Annotated in this window: 17 protein-coding genes; 9 read left to right on the top strand and 8 right to left on the bottom strand. The window is 64.8% G+C overall.

The window, feature by feature from the left end; translation table 11 throughout:
• Positions 1-57: 57 nt before the first annotated feature.
• The 7 genes from Azoinq_RS05920 to thiD all read right to left on the bottom strand — a co-directional run bounded on the left by Azoinq_RS05920 (position 58) and on the right by thiD (position 6,500).
• Positions 58-1,140: an electron transfer flavoprotein subunit alpha/FixB family protein gene (locus tag Azoinq_RS05920; RefSeq protein WP_216131078.1), complete on the bottom strand. Its 1,083-nt coding sequence runs from the start codon at positions 1,138-1,140 to the stop codon at positions 58-60.
• Between the two features lie 15 nt (positions 1,141-1,155).
• Positions 1,156-2,001, bottom strand: a complete 846-nt coding sequence (locus Azoinq_RS05915) for an electron transfer flavoprotein subunit beta/FixA family protein (protein WP_216131081.1) — start codon at positions 1,999-2,001, stop codon at positions 1,156-1,158.
• Positions 1,994-2,326: a nitrogenase stabilizing/protective protein NifW gene (nifW, locus tag Azoinq_RS05910; protein ID WP_216131084.1), complete on the bottom strand. Its 333-nt coding sequence runs from the start codon at positions 2,324-2,326 to the stop codon at positions 1,994-1,996. Before nifW ends, Azoinq_RS05915 begins: the two co-directional genes overlap by 8 nt.
• A 13-nt stretch (positions 2,327-2,339) precedes the next feature.
• Positions 2,340-3,479 carry a homocitrate synthase gene (gene nifV / locus Azoinq_RS05905; protein ID WP_216131087.1) on the bottom strand — a complete coding sequence of 380 codons (1,140 nt, stop codon included), beginning with the start codon at positions 3,477-3,479 and terminating at the stop codon, positions 2,340-2,342.
• A 238-nt stretch (positions 3,480-3,717) separates the two neighbouring features.
• A complete protein-coding gene (gene hemL / locus Azoinq_RS05900) occupies positions 3,718-4,998 on the bottom strand; it encodes a glutamate-1-semialdehyde 2,1-aminomutase (RefSeq protein ID WP_216131090.1) in 1,281 nt (426 codons plus the stop codon).
• Positions 4,985-5,665 carry a thiamine phosphate synthase gene (gene thiE / locus Azoinq_RS05895; protein ID WP_216131093.1) on the bottom strand — a complete coding sequence of 227 codons (681 nt, stop codon included), beginning with the start codon at positions 5,663-5,665 and terminating at the stop codon, positions 4,985-4,987. The genes hemL and thiE overlap by 14 nt, the downstream gene beginning before the upstream one ends.
• Entirely contained in the window at positions 5,658-6,500 is an 843-nt protein-coding gene (thiD, locus tag Azoinq_RS05890; RefSeq protein WP_216131096.1) for a bifunctional hydroxymethylpyrimidine kinase/phosphomethylpyrimidine kinase, read from the bottom strand. Before thiD ends, thiE begins: the two co-directional genes overlap by 8 nt.
• 393 nt (positions 6,501-6,893) lie before the next feature.
• On the opposite strand from thiD, the gene Azoinq_RS05885 reads away from it, so the two are divergent.
• Genes Azoinq_RS05885 through Azoinq_RS05865 form a run of 5 tightly spaced genes read left to right on the top strand, consistent with a single transcriptional unit; the run spans position 6,894 to position 16,630 of the window.
• Complete coding sequence (locus Azoinq_RS05885) at positions 6,894-7,256, top strand: response regulator (protein WP_216132173.1); 363 nt, start codon at positions 6,894-6,896, stop codon at positions 7,254-7,256.
• Between the two features lie 29 nt (positions 7,257-7,285).
• Positions 7,286-7,648, top strand: coding sequence for a response regulator transcription factor (locus Azoinq_RS05880; RefSeq protein WP_269751311.1), 363 nt, complete (start codon positions 7,286-7,288; stop codon positions 7,646-7,648).
• Positions 7,649-7,666: 18 nt separating this feature from the next.
• The gene (locus tag Azoinq_RS05875; RefSeq protein ID WP_216131099.1) at positions 7,667-8,182 is read left to right on the top strand and encodes a chemotaxis protein CheW; all 516 of its coding nucleotides are present in this window, start codon (positions 7,667-7,669) and stop codon (positions 8,180-8,182) included.
• 55 nt (positions 8,183-8,237) lie between these two features.
• Complete coding sequence (locus Azoinq_RS05870; protein ID WP_216131102.1) at positions 8,238-10,433, top strand: methyl-accepting chemotaxis protein; 2,196 nt, start codon at positions 8,238-8,240, stop codon at positions 10,431-10,433.
• Between the two features lie 26 nt (positions 10,434-10,459).
• Entirely contained in the window at positions 10,460-16,630 is a 6,171-nt protein-coding gene (locus Azoinq_RS05865; RefSeq protein WP_216131104.1) for a hybrid sensor histidine kinase/response regulator, read from the top strand.
• A 103-nt stretch (positions 16,631-16,733) separates the two neighbouring features.
• On the opposite strand, the gene Azoinq_RS05860 is transcribed toward Azoinq_RS05865, so the two are convergent.
• Positions 16,734-18,185 carry a cryptochrome/photolyase family protein gene (locus Azoinq_RS05860; protein WP_216131108.1) on the bottom strand — a complete coding sequence of 484 codons (1,452 nt, stop codon included), beginning with the start codon at positions 18,183-18,185 and terminating at the stop codon, positions 16,734-16,736.
• A 385-nt stretch (positions 18,186-18,570) separates the two neighbouring features.
• Between Azoinq_RS05860 and Azoinq_RS05855 the strand changes: the two genes are divergently transcribed.
• From Azoinq_RS05855 to Azoinq_RS05840, 4 genes are read left to right on the top strand one after another with little or no spacing between them, the layout of a single operon-like run.
• Positions 18,571-19,131, top strand: a complete 561-nt coding sequence (locus Azoinq_RS05855) for a YqgE/AlgH family protein (protein WP_216131111.1) — start codon at positions 18,571-18,573, stop codon at positions 19,129-19,131.
• A complete protein-coding gene (gene ruvX / locus Azoinq_RS05850) occupies positions 19,124-19,573 on the top strand; it encodes a Holliday junction resolvase RuvX (RefSeq protein WP_216131114.1) in 450 nt (149 codons plus the stop codon). Before Azoinq_RS05855 ends, ruvX begins: the two co-directional genes overlap by 8 nt.
• Positions 19,563-20,075, top strand: a complete 513-nt coding sequence (gene pyrR / locus Azoinq_RS05845; RefSeq protein WP_216131117.1) for a bifunctional pyr operon transcriptional regulator/uracil phosphoribosyltransferase PyrR — start codon at positions 19,563-19,565, stop codon at positions 20,073-20,075. The genes ruvX and pyrR overlap by 11 nt, the downstream gene beginning before the upstream one ends.
• Positions 20,068-21,027, top strand: coding sequence for an aspartate carbamoyltransferase catalytic subunit (locus Azoinq_RS05840; protein WP_269751310.1), 960 nt, complete (start codon positions 20,068-20,070; stop codon positions 21,025-21,027). The genes pyrR and Azoinq_RS05840 overlap by 8 nt, the downstream gene beginning before the upstream one ends.
• Position 21,028: the final 1 nt, after the last annotated feature.

Below are 21,028 nucleotides of genomic sequence, written 5' to 3'. Positions count from 1 at the left end.
TCCCGAGGTGGGCAAGAGGAAACGGGGGCGGAGGGTGGGCTGGCCCGGGCACATGGCTCAACCCGCTTTCCGGACCTGGGCCATGTGGGCCTTGAAGGCCTCGGTCAGGGCCGGGAGGATGGTCATGGCATTGCCGACGATGCCGTAGTGGGCAAAGTCGAAAATGGGGGCATTGGGGTCCGTGTTGATGGCGATGATCACGTCCGAGCCGTCCATGCCCACCCGGTGCTGGATGGCGCCGGAAATCCCGGCGGCGATGTAGAGCTTGGGGCGCACCGTCTTGCCCGACTGGCCCACCTGCCGGTCCAGTTCTACCCAACCTGCCTGGACCACAGGCCGGGAACCCCCCACTTCCGCCCCGAGCACCTTGGCCAGATCCCAGACCAGCTGGAAGTTTTCCGGCTTTTTCAGGCCCCGGCCGCCGGAGACGATGATGTCGGCAAAGGGCAGATTGGGCTTGTTGCGGGTGTCATCCGGGATGAATTCCAGGACCTTGGTGACAATGCTGGTTTCCAGCATGGTGAAGGGCACAGGGATGATTTCCCCGGTGCGGGATTTGTCCTCGTCCGGCATGGCCATGACCCGGGGGCGCACGGTGGCCATCTGGGGCCGGTGGCGCTGGGTCATGATGGTGCAGAGCAGGGAGCCGCCGAAGGTGGGCCGGGTGGAGGCCAGATTGCGGCCCCCTTCCTCGATGACCAGCTCGGTGCAGTCCGCCACCAGGCCGGTGCCCAGGGTGGTGGCCACGGAGCCGGCCAAATCCCGGCCCAGGGTGGAGGCGCCGAGCATGAGGATTTCCGGCTGGTAGGTATTTACCAGGTCGGTGAGGGCCTTGGTGTAGGGCTCATTGCGGTAATCCTTGAGCACCTCATCCTGGAGCAGGTAGCACTTGTTGGCACCGAAGTGGAAGGCTTCCTGGCAGATGCCCGCGCCCCGTTCCCCCGGGCCGCAGATGACCACGCCGCAGAGTTCCACCCCCAGGGTGTCGGCCAGTTTGCGGCCTTCCCCCAGCAGTTCCCAGGAAACCGGGTGCACTTCCCCCCGTTCGCTTTCGATGAATACCCAGACGTGCTTGTAATTGACGAAGCGGGGGTCCAGTTCGACCTTCTTACGCGCGGGTTTTTTGACTTGTTCGCTCATGTTGATGTCTCCCTGTTACATCGCCCGCTTGGCGATTTCCTTTTCCAGCTTGGGGTTCTGGGTGAACACCTTGGCCAGCAGCGTGGCGGCTAGGTTCTTCGGGTCCCCGTCCACCGTCTCGATCATTTCCGCCCGCTGACTGCGGGGCTTGGGGGCGAAGACCTTGCCCACCACCGTGGGGCTGCCCTTGAGGCCGATATTGGTCACCTCGGCGATGCCTGCCATTTCCCGGTTCCACACCTTGAGGTCGTAGCGGGCGGCCCGGAACAGATCGTCCAGGTCGCCGAAGCGCATTTCATTGGTGCCTTCCAGCATGGTGATGAGGCAGGGCATGGCGGTCTTGAGCAGCTGCACCCCGCCTTCGGCCCGGCGTTCCACCTGGACTTCCCGCTTTTCCAGATCCACGCCGACGATCTTGGAAACGTAGGTGAGCAGCTGGTAATTGAGGCGCTTGGCGATGCCTGGGCCTACCTGGGCCGTATCCCCGTCGATGGTCTGCTTGCCGGTGAAAATGATGTCCACCGGCTGCTTTTCCATGATTTTCTTAATGGTGGAAGACAGGGCGTAGGAGGTGGCCAGGGTGTCCGAACCGGCGAAGGCCCGGTCGGAGACCAGAATGGCGTCGTCCGCCCCGAAGGAGAGGCACTTGCGCAGAGCCGCTTCCGCCATGGGAGGCCCCATGCAGACCACGGTTACCGTGCCGCCGAACTTGTCCTTCAGGCGCAGGGCTTCTTCCAGGGAGAAGAGGTCGAAGGGGTTGATGATGGCCGGCACCCCCTGACGCATGATGGTGTTGGTGACCGGGTGCACCCGAATCTGGGCCGAGTCCGGCACCTGCTTGATACAGACGACGCTATGCATGGCGAGCTTCTCCTAAGGAGTGGCGCAGGCTGTCCAGGGACACCTGCTGCACACCCTGATGAAAGACCTTGAAAACCTTTTGTTCGATACCGGAGGAATGGACGAAGTCCGTATAGGCCCGGAGCAGCAGCTCCTGGCACTTGGCCCGGGCCAGCCCGTCGTTGAGGCCCGTCAGGCCGCCTTCCCGGGCCAGGTACTGGTTGAAGCGCTTGAGAATGTGCAAGCGGGAAACGCTTACCACCTTGGGGTCGTATTCCAGGCCGAAGTAATTGAGGAACTCTTCGGCGCTGGAAAGCTTTTGCAGTTCGTCCATCAGGGCTTCCATGGCTTTCTCCTTTTCAGGAAGCAGCCGGACGGCTGCTCTCCAGGTAGTAACTCATCAGTTCCCGAAATCCGGGGGGGCGTTTGTAGGCCATGGCGTAGTTGCGCACCCGGGGCAGAATGCGCCGGGCCCGGTCTTCGCTCAGTTCAATGCCCAGGTCCCGGTAGGCGTGGATCACCGAGCTGGAGCCGGAATGCTTGCCCAGGATGATGCGGTGGCCCTTGCCGATTTCCGCCGGATCGAAGGCCTGGTAATTGGCCGGATTCTTGGTCAGGCCATCCACGTGGATGCCCGCTTCGTGGGTGAATACGTTGGCCCCCACGATGCTTTTATTCACCGCCACCGGCCGGCCCGAGGCCCGGGCCACCAGATCGGAAATTTCCGGGAATTTCAGGGGATCGACCCCCGTGTCCATGTTGTAGAGGTGCTTCAAGGCCACCACCGATTCTTCCAGGGCCGCGTTGCCCGCCCGTTCTCCCAGACCGTTCACCGTGGTGTTGATGTGGGTGGCTCCGGCACAGGCGGCAGCCAGGGTGTTGGCGGTAGCCAGGCCCAGGTCATCGTGGGCGTGCATTTCAATTTCCAGATCGCTCTCCGCCCGCAGGGCCTTGATCCGGTCGAAGGTGGCGAAGGGGTCCAGCACCCCCAGGGTGTCGGCGAAGCGGAAACGGCGGGCGCCGGCGGCCTGGGCTGCGGCCAGCACCTGATGGAGGAAATCCAGATCGGCCCGGGAGGAATCCTCCCCGCCGACGCACACATCCAGCCCCGCGTCCCGGGCCAGGGGGACGAAGCGGCGGATGCTGTCCAGCACCCAGCGGTGGTCCTTGCCCAGCTTGTGGCGGATTTGCAGGTCGGAGACGGGGACGGACAGATTGACGATGTGGGCGCCGCACTGGCGGGCCACTTCCAGGTCACTGGCGCACATGCGGCCCCAGACCATGAGCCGGGAGGGCAGGTCTTCCGCCGCAATGGCCCGGATCACTTCCTGCTCCAGGGGGCCCATGGCCGGAATGCCCACCTCCATTTCCGGCACGCCCGCCGCCGCCAAGGCGCGGGCGATAGCCAGCTTTTCCTCGGCAGTAAAGGCGACCCCGGCGGTCTGTTCGCCGTCCCGCAGGGTGGTGTCGTTAATGGTGATGATCCGGTTCGTCGTCATGGCATAACCTCTCGCCAGGGACTACGCAATAAGGGTGCCAACCGGAATGACAGTGGCTAATTCAAGTTAAAACAAAGGCTTGTAATGAAATGGCGGTACGGGGAAGGGGCTGTAAGAAATGCGACAAATGTCGGATTTCACCCCGGAGGAGGAATCGGCCCCGGGGAAAGGGGCGGAGGAGCGGGAGGGGGAAAGGTCCCCGGCCGGGGAGGGCCGGGGATGGGCGCTACGGAGTAACTTAGAGGGCGGCGAAGGCCTTTTCGGCGGCGGCCAGGGTGCTGGCTACGTCGGCTTCGCTATGGGCCACGGAGACAAAACCCGCTTCATAGGTGGAGGGGGCGAAGTAGTGGCCAGCGTCCAGCATGGTGTGGAAGAAGCGGTTGAAGCGTTCCTTGTCGCATTCCATCACTTCACTGTAGGAAGTGGGGGGGGCGGCCCGGAAATAGAGGCCGAACATGCCCCCCATCGCCTGGGCGGAGAAGGGAATACCGTGCTTTTGGGCGGCGGCGGTGAGGCCATCCGTGAGCTGCCGGGTGCGGGTGGATAGGGTCTGATAAAAGCCCGGAGCCCGGGTGGCCTTCAAGGTTACCAGGCCAGCGGCCACTGCCACCGGGTTGCCGGACAGGGTGCCGGCCTGATAGACCGGGCCCAGGGGGGCGATTTTTTCCATGATTTCCCGCTTGCCGCCAAAGGCTGCCAGGGGCATGCCGCCGCCGATGACCTTGCCCAGGGTGGTCAGGTCCGGGGTGATGCCAAAGAGGCCCTGGGCGCACTGGGGCCCGACCCGGAAGCCGGTCATCACCTCGTCGAAAATGAGCACGGCGCCATGGCGGGTGCACAGCTCCCGGGCGGCCTTGAGGAATTCGGGCTTGGGGGCCACCAGATTCATGTTGCCCGCCACCGGTTCCACGATCACGGCGGCAATTTCCTGACCCCGGGTGGCGAAGGCGTCGGCCAGCTGCTGGGGATCGTTGTAGTCCAGCACCAGGGTGTGCTTGGCCACGTCGGCGGGGACGCCGCCGGAGGAGGGGTTGCCGAAGGTGAGCATGCCCGAGCCCGCCTTCACCAGCAGGCTGTCCGAGTGGCCGTGGTAGCAGCCCTCGAATTTCACCAGCAGATCCCGGCCCGTATGGCCCCGGGCCAGGCGGATGGCGCTCATGGTGGCTTCCGTGCCGGAGGACACCAGCCGCACCATGTCTACGGAGGGCAGCAGGTCACAGAGCAGGTCCGCCAGTTCCACTTCCCCTTCCGTGGGGGCGCCGAAGGAAAGCCCCCGGGAGGCGGCTTCCTGGACCGCTTCCACGGTTTCCGGATGGGCGTGGCCCAGGATCAGGGGGCCCCAGGAGCACACGTAGTCCAGATAGCGCTTGCCGTCCGCGTCCCAGGCCCAGGGGCCTTTGCCGCCAGCGAAAAAGGGCGGGATGCCGCCCACGGAGCCGAAGGCCCGCACGGGGGAATTCACGCCGCCCGGGATATGGCGCTGGGCGGCTTCAAACAGGGACTGGTTACGGCTGGTCATGGCAGGTGCTTTCCCTAAAAAGACGTTGATAGGCGGCGGCCCGGGCAGGGATGTCCGGGGCCTGAAAAAGGTCGCTCACCACCGCTAGACACTGGGCGCCGGCAGCCAGCACCGGGGCGGCGTTGGTGAGGGTAATGCCGCCGATGGCGGCCAGGGTGAGGCCGGGATAGGCGGGGAGCAGTTCCCGGCGGGCCCGCTGGAGCAGGCTCAAGGGGGCCTGGACGGCGCCGGGCTTGGTGGGGGAAGCATAGATGGCGCCAAAGGCCACGTAGCTGGCCCCCGCCTGGGCGGCTTGCTGGGCCAGGGCGAATTCGTTGTAGCAGGAGGCCCCCAGTATCCGGTCCGGCCCCAGGGCGGCCCGGGCGGCGGCCAGATTCCCGTCTTCCCGGCCCAGATGGACCCCGTGGGCCCCAATGGCCAGGGCCAGTTCCAGGTCGTCGTTGATGATCAGCCGGGCGCCGTGGCGCTGGCAGAGCGCCAGGAGGGCGGTGGCCTGTTCCCGGCGCCGGGTCCGGTCGCCGCTTTTTTCCCGGTACTGGAGCAGGGGGGCGCCGCCGGCCAGGGCGGCTTCCGCCTGGGCCAGTAAGGCAGGGGTGGACAGACCGTCCGGGGTGACGGCGTAGAGCCCCCGGGCCGGGGCGTGGCGGGGAAAACGCTGCTCAGACATGGCCGGAGCCATTGTCCTCGGCGGCCCGGGCCCAGAAAAAGCGGTCCGGAATGTACTGGCCCATGCCCGGGCGGAAACCGGCGGCCAGGGCCTGCCAGGTGTAGTCCTGGGCATCCCGCACCGCATCGCCGATGCTCTGACCGTTGGCCAGATTGGCGGCGATGGCGGAGGCCAGGGTGCAGCCCGAGCCGTGGTAACTGCCCGGCAGGCGCTCCCAGCGGTCGGCCCGGACCATGCCCGTTTCCCCGTAGAGGGTGTTGATCACCTTGGCGGTGTTTTCGTGGGTGCCGGTGAGGAGCACGAATTCAGCCCCGTAGCTGAGGAGGCGCCGGGCGCATTCGTCCAGCTCCGGCTCCTCCTCGTCATCCTCGTCCGCCAGACGGCGGGCTTCCAGACTGTTGGGGGTGACTAGGGTGGCCTGGGGAATGAGCATTTCCCGCAGGGCGGCGATCATGTCCTCCGTGGCCAGTTCATCCCCCCGGCCGGACGCCAGTACCGGGTCTAGCACCAGGGGAATGTCCGGGTAATCGGACACAATGCTGGCGATTACCGAGGTATTTTCCACGCTGCCCACCAGCCCGATCTTGAAAGCGGCCACGGGCATGTCTTCCAGCAGGCAGCGGGCCTGATCCTCCACCCAGTCCGGGTCCATGGCCTGGATGGCCTCCACCCCCACCGTGTCCTGCACCGTCAGGGCGGTGATGACGGACAGGGGATGGCAGCCCAGGCTGGCCTGGGTGAGCAGATCAGCCTGGATGCCCGCGCCCCCGGAAGGGTCGGCGGCGGCAAAGGTAAGAACGATGGGGGGCAGCAGTTGGGGGGTGGGTGTGGTCATGGAGCCTGGAGGGGGCGGGCCGGAGCCCGGCTGGGAAAAGTCACCCAATTTTATCCTGAATCCCCCTTCCCCATGAATCGGCGGGGAAAGTCCCGGCTTTGTCCCGGGGAGCCCCGGGCCGGGGAAAAGACGGGAGGCCGGGAAAAAACCTGGGAAGGGGAAGGAAATAGGTGGGAAAAAGTGCGCTCGAAGATCAGGAAATAGGGTAAAAAGTGCTTTTTAGTCCGTACCCTGGCCGGGTTTTCTAAGAAATGACCATAAGCATTTCATGGAAATCTAGGCAAATTGGGGGGACCGTATTAGTATTGCCGCATAATTCATAAGACTGGTTAATAGCCCAGATATTGGGAGGTCGATGTGCCGGAAGTCCACAATCTGCGTGGCGTGAAGGTGATGGTGATTGACGACAGCAATACCATCCGTCGCAGCGCGGAGATTTTCCTCGTTCAGGCAGGGTGCCAGGTGGTGCTGGCAGAAGACGGATTCGATGCCCTGTCCAAGATTGCCGATCATCAGCCCGATATCGTCTTCTGCGACATCATGATGCCCCGTCTGGATGGCTATCAGACCTGTGCCCTGATCAAGAAAAATCCCCGTTTTCGCTCCACTCCGGTGGTCATGCTGTCCTCCAAAGACGGCCTGTTTGACCGTGCCCGGGGGCGGATGGTCGGTTCCGACCAATACCTCACCAAACCCTTTACCAAAGACAGCCTGCTCCTGGCCGTGGCGGAACACGGTCAGCCCCAGGTGCAGTGAATGAAATTAGAGAGAGCAAGAGGTTTTCTATGTCTGTGAAAAAAATTCTGGTGGTGGACGACTCCCCCACAGAGCGCCATTTCATGGTGGAAATTCTGACCAAGAGCGGCTACCAGGTGGTGACGGCGGAAAATGGCGAGGATGGTATCGCCAAGGCCAAGGCGGAAAAGCCGGATCTGGTGCTGATGGACGTGGTGATGCCCGGCCTCAACGGCTACCAGGCCACCCGCACCCTGACCCGGGATGACGATACCAAGGACATCCCGGTCATCGTCTGCACCTCCAAGGGCCAGGAAACGGACAAAATCTGGGGCCTGCGCCAGGGGGCTCAGGATTACCTGGTGAAGCCCATTAATCCGGAAGAGCTGTTGGCGAAGATTTCCGCCATCTAAACCTGGGGCCCGGCCGGTATGGCGAAAAAGATCAGTCTCCGCGAATTCCAGGAACACCTGGCCTCCCGCCTCTCCGGGGCGGCCAAGGGCCAGGGGGCGGCGGGTTTGCTCGGCGTACAGGCGGGCAATGCCCTGTGGTTGCTGAATCTGAGCGATACGGGGGAAATCGTGCCCCTGAGCGCCGAACTCACCCCGGTGCCCCTGACCCAGCCCTGGTTTGCCGGGCTGGCCAATATTCGGGGCAGCCTTTATGCCGTGGCAGATTTCTCCGCCTTCCTGGGGGGGGAGCCCACCCCCCGGAACAGCAATGCCCGGCTGTTACTCATCGGCACCCGCCACGGCAGCAACGCGGCCCTGCTGGTGACCCGTTCCCTGGGCTTGAAGAACATCGACACCCTGACCTCCCGGCCCGCCGATACGGCGGCGCCCGCCTGGGGACAGGCCTCTTTCACGGATGGCGAACAACGTACCTGGCGCAAGCTGGAAGTACGGGCCCTGCTGTCCGATCCGAATTTCATGCAGATATGTGGTTGAGTCCGGTCATGGGTGACTGCCTTATGCCGACCCCCGATTCATTTTGGAGACCCAAATGGCGTTCAAGCTGAAATTGCCCAAATTCTCTCTCGGCAAGGGCAAATCCGCCCAACCCATCGGTGATGAAACGCTGGCCGCTCCCACCAAGATCATGGAAGCCCAGGCCCCAGCCGCTGCCCCCAAGAAGCACAAGAAAAAGAGCAAGGAACCGGCGGCGGTGGTGGCCAATTTCCTCGGCCAATATCCGGTTATCAAGCAGTTGCAGATTCTCGGCTCCGGGCTGCTGGTCATTGTGCTGGTGACCGGGGGGCTGATCTACCATGACAACCGGGACTCCACCTACGGCACGGCCTATGTGGCGGCTTCCGGGGAAATGCGCATGTTGTCCCAACGCCTGGCCAAGGCTTCCGCCCAGGCCCTGCAAGGGAATCCGGTGGCCTTCCAGCAGTTGAAGGATTCCCGGGAAAAGTTCTCCTCCCTGCTCCAGCATCTGTCCTCCGGCGGTGAAATCAACGACGTGGCGGTGCCTCCTTCACCGGACGGGGTTCAGCCCCAGTTGCAGGCCCTGGTAACGGAATGGGACAAGACCAATAAAAATGCCCAGGCCCTGCTGGGCATGGAAAAGAACCTGGTATCCCTGGGCAAGGACGTGTCCACCATCAACGGCAAAAATCCCCAGCTGCTGGAATTGTCCGAGCAGGTGGCGGCCATGAAGCTGCAAAGTAACGGGGGCGCCCACGACATCGCCGCCGCCAACCAGCTGGTGATGCTGACCCAGCGGATTGCCAAGAACGCTTCCGCCCTGCTGGTGGGCAGTGCCATCGACCCGGAAGTGGCCTTCCTCCTGGGGAAGGACACCAACAGCTTTCGCGACATTCTGGACGACCTGATCAAAACCAGTCCCAAGTCCTCCTCCCCCAGTGACGTGGGAGCCAAGCTGGCGGAACTGGATGAAGTCTTCAAGGAATACCAGCAGGCCGTGGGCGGCATTCTGGGCAATATGCAGCGCCTGGTGCTGGCCAAGCAGGCCGGTTCCGCCATTTTCAGCGGCAGCGAACAACTGCTGAGTGCTACGGACAAGCTGGCCCAGGGCTACCAGGACGAACTGTCCGAACGGGCCATCTACATTGTGCTGCTGGTGCTCCTGGTGCTGGCCGCCCTGGCTGCCCTGGTGCTGATGGCCAAGATTTACCTGGATGACACCCGGCGCCGGGCGACGGAATCCGAACGCATGCGCCAGGAATCGGAACAACAGAACCGGCAGAATCAGGACGCCATTCTGCGGCTGATGAATGAGCTGGGGGACTTGGCCGACGGGGATTTGACCGTGACCGCCACCGTGTCCGAGGACATCACCGGGGCCATCGCCGACTCCATCAACTACACCATTGAAGAACTGCGGGTGTTGGTGGGCCGGATCAACGACGCGGCCAACCGGGTGACCCAGGCCACGGAAATGGCCCGGCGTACCTCTGAAGAACTGCTGCTGGCCGCCGAACGCCAGTCCCAGGAAATTCAGAACGCCGGGGAATCCGTGCTGTCCGTGGCCAATTCCATGAGCCAGATGTCCGGGGAAGCCACCCAGTCCGCCCAGGTGGCCCGCCAGTCCCTGTCCGCCGCCGAAAAGGGGACCCAGGCCGTGCAGGATTCCATCAAGGGCATGAACGAAATTCGTGAGCAGATCCAGGAAACCGCCAAACGGATTAAGCGGCTGGGGGAAAGCTCCCAGGAAATTGGCGAAATCGTGGAACTGATTTCCGACATTACGGAACAGACCAACGTACTGGCTTTGAACGCGGCCATTCAGGCCGCTTCCGCCGGGGAAGCCGGGCGCGGCTTCACGGTGGTGGCGGAAGAAGTGCAGCGTTTGGCGGAACGGTCCGCCGAGGCTACCAAGCAGATTGCGGCCATTGTGAAGACCATTCAGACGGATACCCAGGACGCCGTGTCCGCCATGGAACAATCCACCCAGGGCGTGGTGGAAGGGGCCAAGCTGTCTGATGCCGCCGGTCAGGCCCTGGCGGAAATCGGTACCGTGTCCCAGAACCTGGCCAGCCTGATCGAAAACATTTCCTCCGCGACCCAGGAACAGGCCCGTTCCGCCGCCGGTGTGGCGGAAGCCATGCAGGACATTCTCAAGGTGACCGAACAAACCACGGCCGGGACCAAGCAGACCGCCGAAGCCGTCGGCGAACTGGCCAGTCTGGCTACCGAACTGAAGGGCTCGGTGGCGGGCTTCAAGGTGTCCTGATCCCCTGACTCAAACGAAAGCCACTGATGACGGCAGCAAGCGAATTTGATGTGGGGCCCCTCACCTGGGTGAAGGGGGAAATCGACGCGGCCCTGGATCGGGCCGAGCAGGCCCTGGGCCAATATGAGTCGGCCGAAGGCGGCGATCTCACCCAGATCAAGTTTGCCCGTACCCATCTGCACCAGGTCCAGGGCGCTCTGACCATCGTGGGTCTGGACGGGGTGACCCAGTTCATCGAGGCGGTGGAAGGGGAACTGGACGATCTGGAGCAGGGCAAGCGCCCTGCCGATGCACCGGCCCTGGCCTTGGTGCGCCGGGCCTTCCAGGCCATTCGTCGCTATCTGGACGACCTCCTCAATGGGGAGCCCAACCAGCCCCTGCGGCTTTTGGATCTCTATGAGGAAGTGCAGCGGGCTCGGGGTGTGGACAGTGCCGGTGGTGCCGACCTGTTTTACCCGGACCTGTCCGTGCGTCCTCCCCGGCGCAGCGCCCCGGTGGCCCCCCTGGCCCCGGCGGCCCTGACCAAACATCTGAAAAAACAACGGGCCCTGTTCCAGCGGGGCCTGCTGGCCTGGCTGCGGGGCGACCGGGCTGGGCTGACCACCATGGGCCAGGCCCTGGCGGCCATCGAATCCAGCCAGGAAGACGTGCCGTCGGCCCGGGCTTTCTGGTGGGCCTCCCAGGGCTTCCTGGCGGCCCTGGCCGCAGGCAGTCTGGCGGCAGGCACGGACGTGAAATCCCTCTGCGCCCGCATCGACCTGCAAATTCGCCGCCTCATCGAAGGCTCCCGAAATTTCGCCGAACGCCTGCTGCGGGACGTGCTCTACAAGGTGGCCCAGAGCGACGGGGCGGACCCGGCGGTGGCGGCGGTACAACAATCCTACGGCCTTACCTCCCTGCTGCCTGCACAGCAGAGTGCTGGCCGCCCGGAACGTCCGCCCCAGGATGGCCTCCTGCGCCGTCTGCGGGAAGTGGTGGTGAGCGGGGAAGAAGCCTGGGGCAAGTTCTGCGCCGGCAGCGCCTCCGCCCTGGGGACCTTCAAGGATCAGACCGGTGCCTTGGCCCAGGGCTGTCGGGGCTTGCAACAGCCCGATCTGGCCCATCTGGCGGATGCCCTGGCCCAGGCTGCCGCCTGGGTGGCGGCCCAGCCTTCCCGGCACAGCGAAGCCCTGGCCATGGAAATGGCCACCGCCATTCTGCTGGTCAGCCAGGCCCTGGAAAATTTCCATCGTCTGGGCGCCGATTTCCCCCATCAGGTGGAGGTCATGACCGCCCGCCTGTCCGCCTGTCTGGCGGGTACGCCTCCCGCCGCTGGCGCCGAGGTGCCGGGCCTGGACGAAATGTCCCGGCAGGCCCAGGAAAAGCTCCTTAACAGCCAGGTAGCCAAGGAAATCCAGTCCAATCTGGTTCAGATCGAACAGGTGCTGGACAGCTTTTTCCGGGACCCGAGCCGGCGGGACGATCTGGCCAGTGCCCAGGCCCTGCTCAAGCAGGCCGTGGGCGCCCTGAGTATGCTCGGCCAGGAAGCCGCCGCCAACGCCCTGCGGGATTGCGCCGCCCAGGTGGACCGCTTCGCCCAGGACGACTACCAGCCGACGGAGCAGGATTTCGAAGGGGTGGCCGACCAGCTTTCCGCTCTCGGCTTCTTTGTGGAGGCCCTGCCCCGGGAACTGGCCAAGGGTACGGCGGATTTCACCGCCTTCACCCACCATCTGGGGCCCCAGCCTGATACCCAGGAGGCGGACCCTCTGCCGGAAGCGGCGGCCGTGATGCCTTCCGTGGAGCAGGAGCTGGTCAAGCAAAAGCGGGAAACCCAGAACCTGCTTTCCGCCCTGAAAGAACAGCCCGCCGATCCGTCCCTGCGCCAGGAATTGAAGGAAAATCTGGAATCCCTGCAAAAGGGCGCGGATCTGGTGGCGGACAAAACCCTGGGGGAACAGGCCAAAGCGGCCCTCTCCGCCCTGGAAGCCACGCCCCCCGCCCACGGGGAAGCGGTGCCCCATTTGGAAGCCGCGGTGGCCACCCTGCAAGGCCCCAGCGCTGCCGCCCCCGCCCCCTCCGCCGAAACCCTGGCCCTGTCCCAGGCTTCCGGCGAAGAGCTGGACGCGGAACTCCTTTCCATCTTCCTGGAAGAAGCCCAGGAAGTGCTGGCCACCATTGGCGAACACATCGGCCTGCTCCACCAGCAGCCTCAGAATGCGGACTTCCTCACCAATATCCGGCGGGGCTTCCACACCCTGAAGGGTTCGGGCCGCATGGTGGGCCTCAAGGATCTGGGGGAAACCGCCTGGGCCATCGAGCAGGTGCTCAATCTCTGGCTGCGCCAGGAATATGGGGTTTCCGACCCGCTCTTTGCCCTCATTGAAAAGGCCCACGCCCTCTTCGGGGACTGGGTGCATTACCTGGAAAGCCACCAGGGCACGGTCCCCGACCCTACCGCCCTGATTGGGGAAGCGGACCGGATGCGTCTGGCCGAAACCCCCGCCGCCCCCGCCGTGGAAGAGCCGGAAGTGGCGCCCGCCCCGGTGGTGCCGGAAGCGGAAACTTCCCCCTCCCTGGAAGAAACGGTCATCAATTTCGGCCTGCCGCCCCTGGACGATGGGGACGAGGCCCCGGCCGAACCGGCCCTGGAAAGCCCCCTGCCCGACCTGGACTTTTCCGCCCCCGAGGCGCCGCTTGCCGCCGAAGCTGCCGCTCCTTTTGCTCCTGTCCCGGAAGAGGTACTGGCCAAGCCCAAGCTGACCCTGACCATTTCCGCCACCCTCTACCAGATTTTCCTGGATGAGGCCCGGGGCCATCTGGTCACCCTGCAACAGCAGTTCGGGGAGCTGGAAACGGCTCCCGCTATGCCCACCCCCGAGCCCATGGCCCGGGCGGCCCACACCCTGGCGGGCATTGCCGCCACCGTGGGCCTGACGGCCATCAACGAACTCTCCCATGCCCTGGAAAAAGCCCTGCTGCGGCGCCAGCAGGCGGCCCAGCCCGCCAGCCTGGAAGCCCTGGAAACGGTGCGCCTGTCCATCTCTTCCCTGGAAGACATGGTAGCCGCCGTGGCCGAGCAGCAGCCTCCGGTGGCCGAGCCCCTGCTCATCGACGCCCTGGAAAGCCTCTACCCTGCGCCTATTCCGGGGGAAGTGTGTGTGCCCCAGGAGGACATTCCGGCGGTAATCCCCGGTCTGCCCGAACCCAGCGGGGACGCCCAGGACGAGCTGGACGACCAGTTGCTGCCCATTTTCCTGGAAGAAGCCCAGGATTTGGTGCAGAACATCAACACCCAGCTGGAAGCCTGGCGGGAACGGCCGGATGACGGGGATGTGGGCCATGCCCTGGGGCGCCTGCTCCACACCCTCAAGGGCAGCGCCCGGATGGCCGGGGCCATGGCCCTGGGGGATCTGACCCACGCCCTGGAAAGCCGGGTGGAACAGGCCTATAAATCCGGGGCGGTGACCCCGGAAGCCATCGACGACGTCCAGGCCGATTTCGACGTCATTGCCCAGATCGTGGATCGGCTGCAACAGGGGGAACGGCCCGATGTGCCCGCCGTGGTGCCCGCCCAGGCCGATGCTCCGGCGGCGCCCGCCGTTCCCGGAGCAACCGCGCTTGAGCCCGCGCTGGAAGTGCCCGCCTCCGCCGAGGAACTGAGCCTGGCGGAAGGGCTGGAGGTCTCGGTCACTGGTGCCCCTGTGCCCGAAACGGAAGCCATCGACCTGCCCGAACCCCCGGCCCTATCTGAAGCCGCCACCGAGCCCCAGGTATCCCTGGAAGAACTGGCGGCGGAAGAGGGCACGGAAGAACTGCCCGCCGAAGAAATTTCCTTGCCCGAATTGCCGGATAGCGGGGACGACGGTGTCTGGGACGAAAGCCCGGCTCCTGCCCTGGAGACTCCGGAAGGGGATGCGCCTGTTGATGGGGACCTTGGCGTTGCCGAGGCCACAGAAACGCCTGCACCGGCGCAGGAAACCACCCTGGCTGATGCTGGGGAAACCGCCGGAGACGAGCTACCGGCCGCCCTAGGGGTGCCGGAGCCTGTTGCGGCTTTGGAAACCGAGTCTCCGGAGGAAGCGCCGGTGAATCCCGAGGCGGCTGCCCCAGGGATTGCCAGTACGGAGGTCGCCCCCGAGCTTCCCGCCGAAATTCCGGCGGAACAAATGGGGAATGGGGCGGCGGAACAAGCGCACGAACAAGCGGCGGAGGCCGAACCGGCCCCTGCCCCCGTGCCGGAGATTCCTGCTCAAGAAGCCGCCCCGGCGCCCGCCCCCGAACCCCAGCCCGGGGTGATGGGGGTGCGGCCCGTGGCTCCCGGGGTGGTGCCCGCCATGCCCGACCTGGAGGCGGAAACCGCTGCCCTCAAGGCCAATCTGCGGGTGCGGGCGGATCTGGTGGACCGGCTGGTGAATGAGGCTGGGGAAATTTCCATCGCCCGTTCCCGGATCGAAGGGGAAATGCGCAGCCTGAAGGATTCCCTCCTGGATTTGACGGAAAACGTCATCCGTCTGCGCCGCCAGGTGCGGGAAGTGGAAATCCAGGCCGAAACCCAGATTCAGGCCCGTCAGGCCCAGGCCACGGAACATCAGGCGGATTTCGATCCCCTGGAACTGGACCGGTTTACCCACTTCCAGGAATTGACCCGGATGATGGCCGAGTCGGTGAATGACGTGGCCACGGTGCAGCAGAATCTGTTGAAAAACCTGGACGAGGCCAATGCGGCCATCGTCGCCCAGGCCCGGCTTAACCGGGAATTGCAGCAGGAACTGATGAGTGTCCGCATGGTGCCCTTTGCCAGCCAGGCCGAGCGCCTGCAACGGCTGGTGCGCCAGACTGCCCGGGAATTGGGCAAGAAGGTCAGCCTGGACATCCAGGGCGGTCAGGTGGAACTGGATCGGGGGGTGCTGGACAAAATGGTGGCGCCCCTGGAACACATGCTGCGCAATGCGGTGGCCCACGGGGTGGAAGCGCCGGAGGTGCGGACCGGGCTGGGTAAGCCGGAAGCCGGGGCGGTGCTGCTCAAGGCCGCCCAGCAGGGCAACGAAATTATTCTGTCCCTGAGCGACGATGGGGCAGGTCTGGACCTGGATAAAATCCGCGCCAAGGCCGAATCCATGGGCCTGCTCAGTCCTGGGGAAACGGTGGATAACGCCCGTCTGGCCGACTTCATCTTCACTCCCGGCTTTTCCACCGCCGGGGTGGTGACCCAGGTGGCGGGCCGGGGCGTGGGCATGGACGTGGTGCGCACCGAGGTGAGTAACCTGGGGGGACGGGTGGAATTGCAGTCCGAGGCGGGCAAGGGTCTGACCTTCCGCATCTATCTGCCCCTCACCCTGGCCATTACCCAGGCTCTCATCGTGCGGGTGGGCAGCCAGCGTTATGCCGTGCCTTCCGCCCTGATCGAACAGGTTCAGGAAATTTCCGCCTCCAGCCTGGAGACCGTGCGTCAGGCCGGGGAAGCGGTGTGGATGGGCAACCACTATCCCTACTACTTCCTTCCCCACCTGCTCGGGGACAAGGGCGCCCAGCCCGAGCCCCGGCGCCTCTCCTGGGTGCTCTACCTGCGCAGCGGCAGCCAGCGCACCGCGGTCCAGGTGGATGAACTGGACGGCAATCAGGAAATTGTGGTGAAAAACGTGGGGCCCCAACTGGCCCGGGTGGTGGGCATTGCAGGCGCTACGGTACTGGGGGACGGTCAGGTGCTGTTGATCCTGAACCCGGTGGCCCTGGCCGTGTCCCGGGCCACCGCTACTCCCGCTCCCGCCGTTGGCGTGGCGCCTACCCCCGCGCCAGGGGCCGCGGCGCCCGTGCCGGAAGCCGAGAGCGTCACCGCTACCCTGCCCACGGTCATGGTGGTGGATGACTCCCTGACGGTGCGCAAAATCACCAGCCGTCTCCTGACCCGGGAAGGTTTCCACGTGGTTACCGCCAAGGACGGGGTGGATGCTCTGGAAAAGATGATCGATACCCTGCCCGACGTGCTCCTGGTGGATATCGAAATGCCCCGCATGGACGGTTTCGACCTGACCCGCAATGTGCGGGCCGACGCTCGGCTGAAGGCCATCCCCATTATCATGATCACCTCCCGGACGGCAGATAAGCACCGCAATTACGCCTTCGAAATCGGGGTGAACAACTACCTGGGCAAGCCCTACCGGGAAGATGAATTGCTGGAACTGGTCCGGGGCTACACCGGGGTGAAACCGGTCTAGGCCCGGATTTTCTCCCTCCCCAAGCCCCCTCCCTTCCGGCAGGGGGCTTTTGTTTGGGCGGGCGGCGCCTCCTTTTCCTTCCGTTGGGAAGCGCCCAGGGGCCCTAGAGGGCGGTTTTGCCCTGGTGCTTGACGGCCTCAAAGCGGGCCAGGGTGCGCTGCCGGGCCTGGGCGTGATCCACCACCGGGGCCGGGTAATCCTTGCCGATGCGCAGGCCACAGGTCGCTTGCTCTGCGGCACTCATGAGCCAGGGGGCGTGGATGTATCGGTCCGGCACCCGGGCTAGCTCGGGCAGATAGCGGCGGATGAATTCTCCCCGGGGATCGAATTTCTCCGATTGGGTGACCGGATTGAAAATGCGGAACCAGGGTTGGGCGTCGCAGCCCGTGGAGGCAGCCCATTGCCAGCCCCCGTTGTTGGCGGCCAGGTCGAAATCCAGCAAGTGCCGGGCGAAGTGGGCTTCCCCCAGATGCCAGTCCAGGCCCAGATCCTTGGTGAGGAAGGAGGCGGTGACCATGCGCAGCCGGTTGTGCATCCAGCCGCAGTGGGTCAGCTGGCGCATGGCCGCATCCACCAGGGGATAGCCCGTTTCTCCTGCCTGCCAGGCCGCCAGCAGATGGGGGGCCTGGTCCCATTCCAGGGCGTCGAATTCGGGTTTGAAGCAGCGCTCCGGCAACTGGGGAAAATGATCCAGGAGCATGAAATAGAAGTCTCGCCAGGCCAATTCGGCCAGCCAAGTGGTGGCCCCTGCTGTGCCCTGGCGCCAGGCCTGGGCGGCCAGGTGGCGCAGGGACAGGGTGCCGAAGCGGAGATGGGGCGAGAGGTAGGAAACTCCCTTGCGGGCGGGGAAATCCCGCTTTTCCCCGTAGGCGTCCAGGCGAGGCAGAAAATCCTCCCAGCGTTCCTGGGCCCCGGCCATGCCCGGCGTCACGCCTAATTTATCCAGGTCCGTGGGGGCAAAACCCAGATCGGCCAGGGACAGGGAGCTTTCTCCGGGAGGCAGGGGCGCCAGGCGGTGGGCGTGGGCCTCAATGGGATAGGGGCGCAGGAAAAAGTCCCCCTCGGGGGCGGCGAGACGGGCCAGCCAGGCGTTTTTGTAGGGGGTGAAAATGGTATAGGGATTGCCGCTCCGGGTCAGGACTTCGTCCCCGTCAAAAAGCACCTGATCCTTACTCAGATGCAGGCTAATCCCCTCAGCCGCCAGGGCGGTCTCCACCTGCCGGTCCCGGACCTTGGCCTGGGGCTCGTAATCCCGGTTGGCGAATACTCCCTGGACGCCCAGCTGCCGGGCCAGGGCGGGAATTTCCTCCACCGGGCGGCCGTGGCGCAGGATCAGGCCGCCACCCTGGGCCGCGAGGGCGGCGTGGAGTTCCACCACGCTGCGGTGAATGAATTCCACCCGCCGATCCAGGGGATGGGGGAGGGGCGCCAGAATGTCCCGGTCGAAAACGAACACACACCAGACCTGCCGGGCACCAGTGAGGGCGGCATGGAGGGCGGCGTGGTCGAAATTGCGCAGGTCCCGGCGGAACCAGACGAGGGCTTTGTCGAGCATGTGGGAAAAGGCGGGGAACGGGGTAATGCCCGGGGCCGTCAAGCATACCTCAGCCGGGCCGGGGAGCAACGGGGGCGGGCCCATAGCCCCTGTTGTCCGTACTTAGGAAGGTGGGGTGGGCCTTGGCTTTCGTGGGGCTGTTGAGGGGTGGGGGCGGCTTTCTGATGGGCTCCGGGGGCGTCATTTCCCGGATAGCCAGACTACCCGGGCCCATGTCTCTAGCCCCGGGTGGTTCCTCCGTCCGCCTTCCTGTACTCTGGTGTCAGCCCCTCCTGCCCAAATGGGGGCGGGGCCCCGCCCGGTGGCCTTTCCCGCCCCACTCCCGGAAAGGCGGGGGCGAAAGCGCTTTGTTCCCCACCTCTCCCGGATTAAAATTCGAGCCGCCATGCCCAGCGTCAATCTCACCAACCACTTCCTCATCGCCATGCCGGCGATGGCGGACCCCTATTTCGCCAAATCCCTGGTCTATGTGTGCGAACACAACGACCAGGGAGCCCTGGGAGTGGTGGTGAACCGGCCCATCGACATGACCCTGGCCCAGCTTTTCGAAAAGGTGGATGTGCCCCTCCAGGCGGAAGGCTATGGGGATCTGCCCGTCTATTTCGGCGGGCCGGTCCAGACTGACCGGGGCTTTGTGCTCCATCGCCCCCTGGGGCCCTGGCAGTCCACCCTTAAGGTCACCGACCGGGTGGGCCTCACCAGTTCCCGGGACATTCTGGTGTCCATGGGCCAGGACGGGGTGCCCCGGGACGTGATCATGACCCTGGGTTACGCAGGCTGGGCGGCGGGCCAGCTGGAGAACGAACTGGCCCAGAATGCCTGGCTGACGGTGGCGGCGGAGGAAGAGGTGCTGTTTAACCTGCCGCCGGAGGAACGTCTGGCCTCCGCCATGCTGGCCCTGGGCATTGATTTCGCCAATCTGGCCGGGGGAGCCGGGCATGCCTGAGGCGGCGCTGCACCCCCCCCTCCAGACCCCGAGCGGCACGGTGCTGGCCTTCGATTTCGGGGAAAAGCGCATCGGCGTGGCCATCGGGGAAACCCTGCTGGGCCAGGCCCATCCCCTCACCACCCTGCACGCCCCCTCCAACCAGGAACGTTTCGGCGCCATCCAGGCCCTGCTGGATGAATGGCGTCCCGTGCTGCTGGTGGTGGGCCTGCCCGTCTCCCTGGACGGGGAAGCCCACGCCATGACCGCCCGCTGCACCCGTTTCGCCAATCAGCTGCGGGGCCGTTTCAATCTGCCCGTGGCCTATGCCGATGAACGGCTGACCTCTCTGGATGCCGAGGAGCGCTTGCGCGAGACCGGTCATTCCGCCAAAACCGCCAAGGCCCATCTGGATGCCGTGGCGGCCCAACTTATCCTGCAAAGTTATTTCGATGCCCATTGATACCCTTCCCGATGCGGAAGCCCAGTTGGCCACCCTGGCCGACCGCATCCGCCCCCACCTGACGCCGGACACGGCTCTGGTGGGAATCCACAGCGGCGGCGCCTGGATCGCGGAACGCCTGCGCAGCCTGCTCGGCGTCAGCGAAGCCACCGGCACGGTGGATGTGTCCTTTTACCGGGACGATTTCGCCGCCAAGGGCCTCCATCCCCAGGTTAAGCCCAGTGCCATCCCCTTCGAGGTGGAAGGCCGGCCCCTGATTCTGGTGGATGACGTGCTCTACACCGGCCGTACCACCCGGGCGGCCATTAACGAATTGTTCGACTACGGCCGTCCGGCCCGCATCGATCTGGCCGTGCTGGCGGATCGGGGCGAGCGGGAACTGCCCATCGCTCCCCAGTTCTGTGTCTGGGACGTGCAGCTGGGAGACGGGGAAGAATTGATTTTGGGACGGCAGGAAGATGGCCGTTTGTACTGGAAGCTGGGAGGTCAGGAGCGTGCGTAATCCCCAATTGAATGCGGAAGGCGGTTTGCAACACCTCCTGTCCACCGAAAAACTGCCCTTGGAAGTGGTCAATCAGGTGCTGGATACGGCCTCTTCCTTCCTGGAAGTGTCCGACCGGGAAGTGAAAAAGGTGCCCCTGCTGCGGGGTAAGAGCGTTTTTAACCTCTTTTTCGAAAACTCCACCCGTACCCGGACCACTTTCGAAATTGCCGCCAAGCGCCTTTCCGCCGATGTGATCAATCTGGACGTGTCCCGCTCCAGTACGGCCAAGGGGGAAACCCTGCTGGATACCATCGACAACCTCTGCTCCATGCACGCGGACATGTTCGTGGTGCGCCACGCCAGTTCTGGCGCCCCCTTCCTCATTGCGGAGCATCTCCACCGCATGGGCCGGGACGACATCCACGTGGTGAATGCGGGGGACGGGCGCCACGCCCACCCCACCCAGGGGCTCCTGGACATGTACACCATCCGCCACTACAAAAAGGACTTCACCGGTCTGCGGGTGGCCATTGTGGGGGACATTCTCCACTCCCGGGTGGCCCGTTCCGATCTCCACGCCCTGCGTACCCTGGGCTGCGGAGAAATCCGGGCGGTGGGACCCAAGACCCTGTTGCCCGGCTACCTGGAAACCCTGGGGGTGCGGGTCTTTTACGACATGGATGAAGGCCTCAAGGACTGCGACGTGATCATCATGTTGCGCCTGCAAAATGAACGGATGAACGGGGCCCTGCTGCCCTCCGCCGGGGAATACTTCAAGAGCTACGGCCTGACCCCGGAACGGCTGGCCCTGGCCAAGCCGGACGCCATTGTGATGCACCCGGGCCCCATGAACCGGGGGGTGGAAATCGATTCCGCCGTGGCCGATGGTCCCCAGGCCGTCATCCTCAACCAGGTCACCTTTGGCATCGCCGTGCGCATGGCGGTAATGGGCATCCTCGCCGGAAACTGAA

It is taken from the genome of Azospira inquinata, from assembly GCF_018905915.1.
GTDB classification, from domain to species: Bacteria; Pseudomonadota; Gammaproteobacteria; order Burkholderiales; family Rhodocyclaceae; genus Azospira; species Azospira inquinata.
The sequence above is the reverse complement of the archived record's forward strand: the minus strand, read 5'-3'. Positions and strand labels throughout refer to the sequence as shown.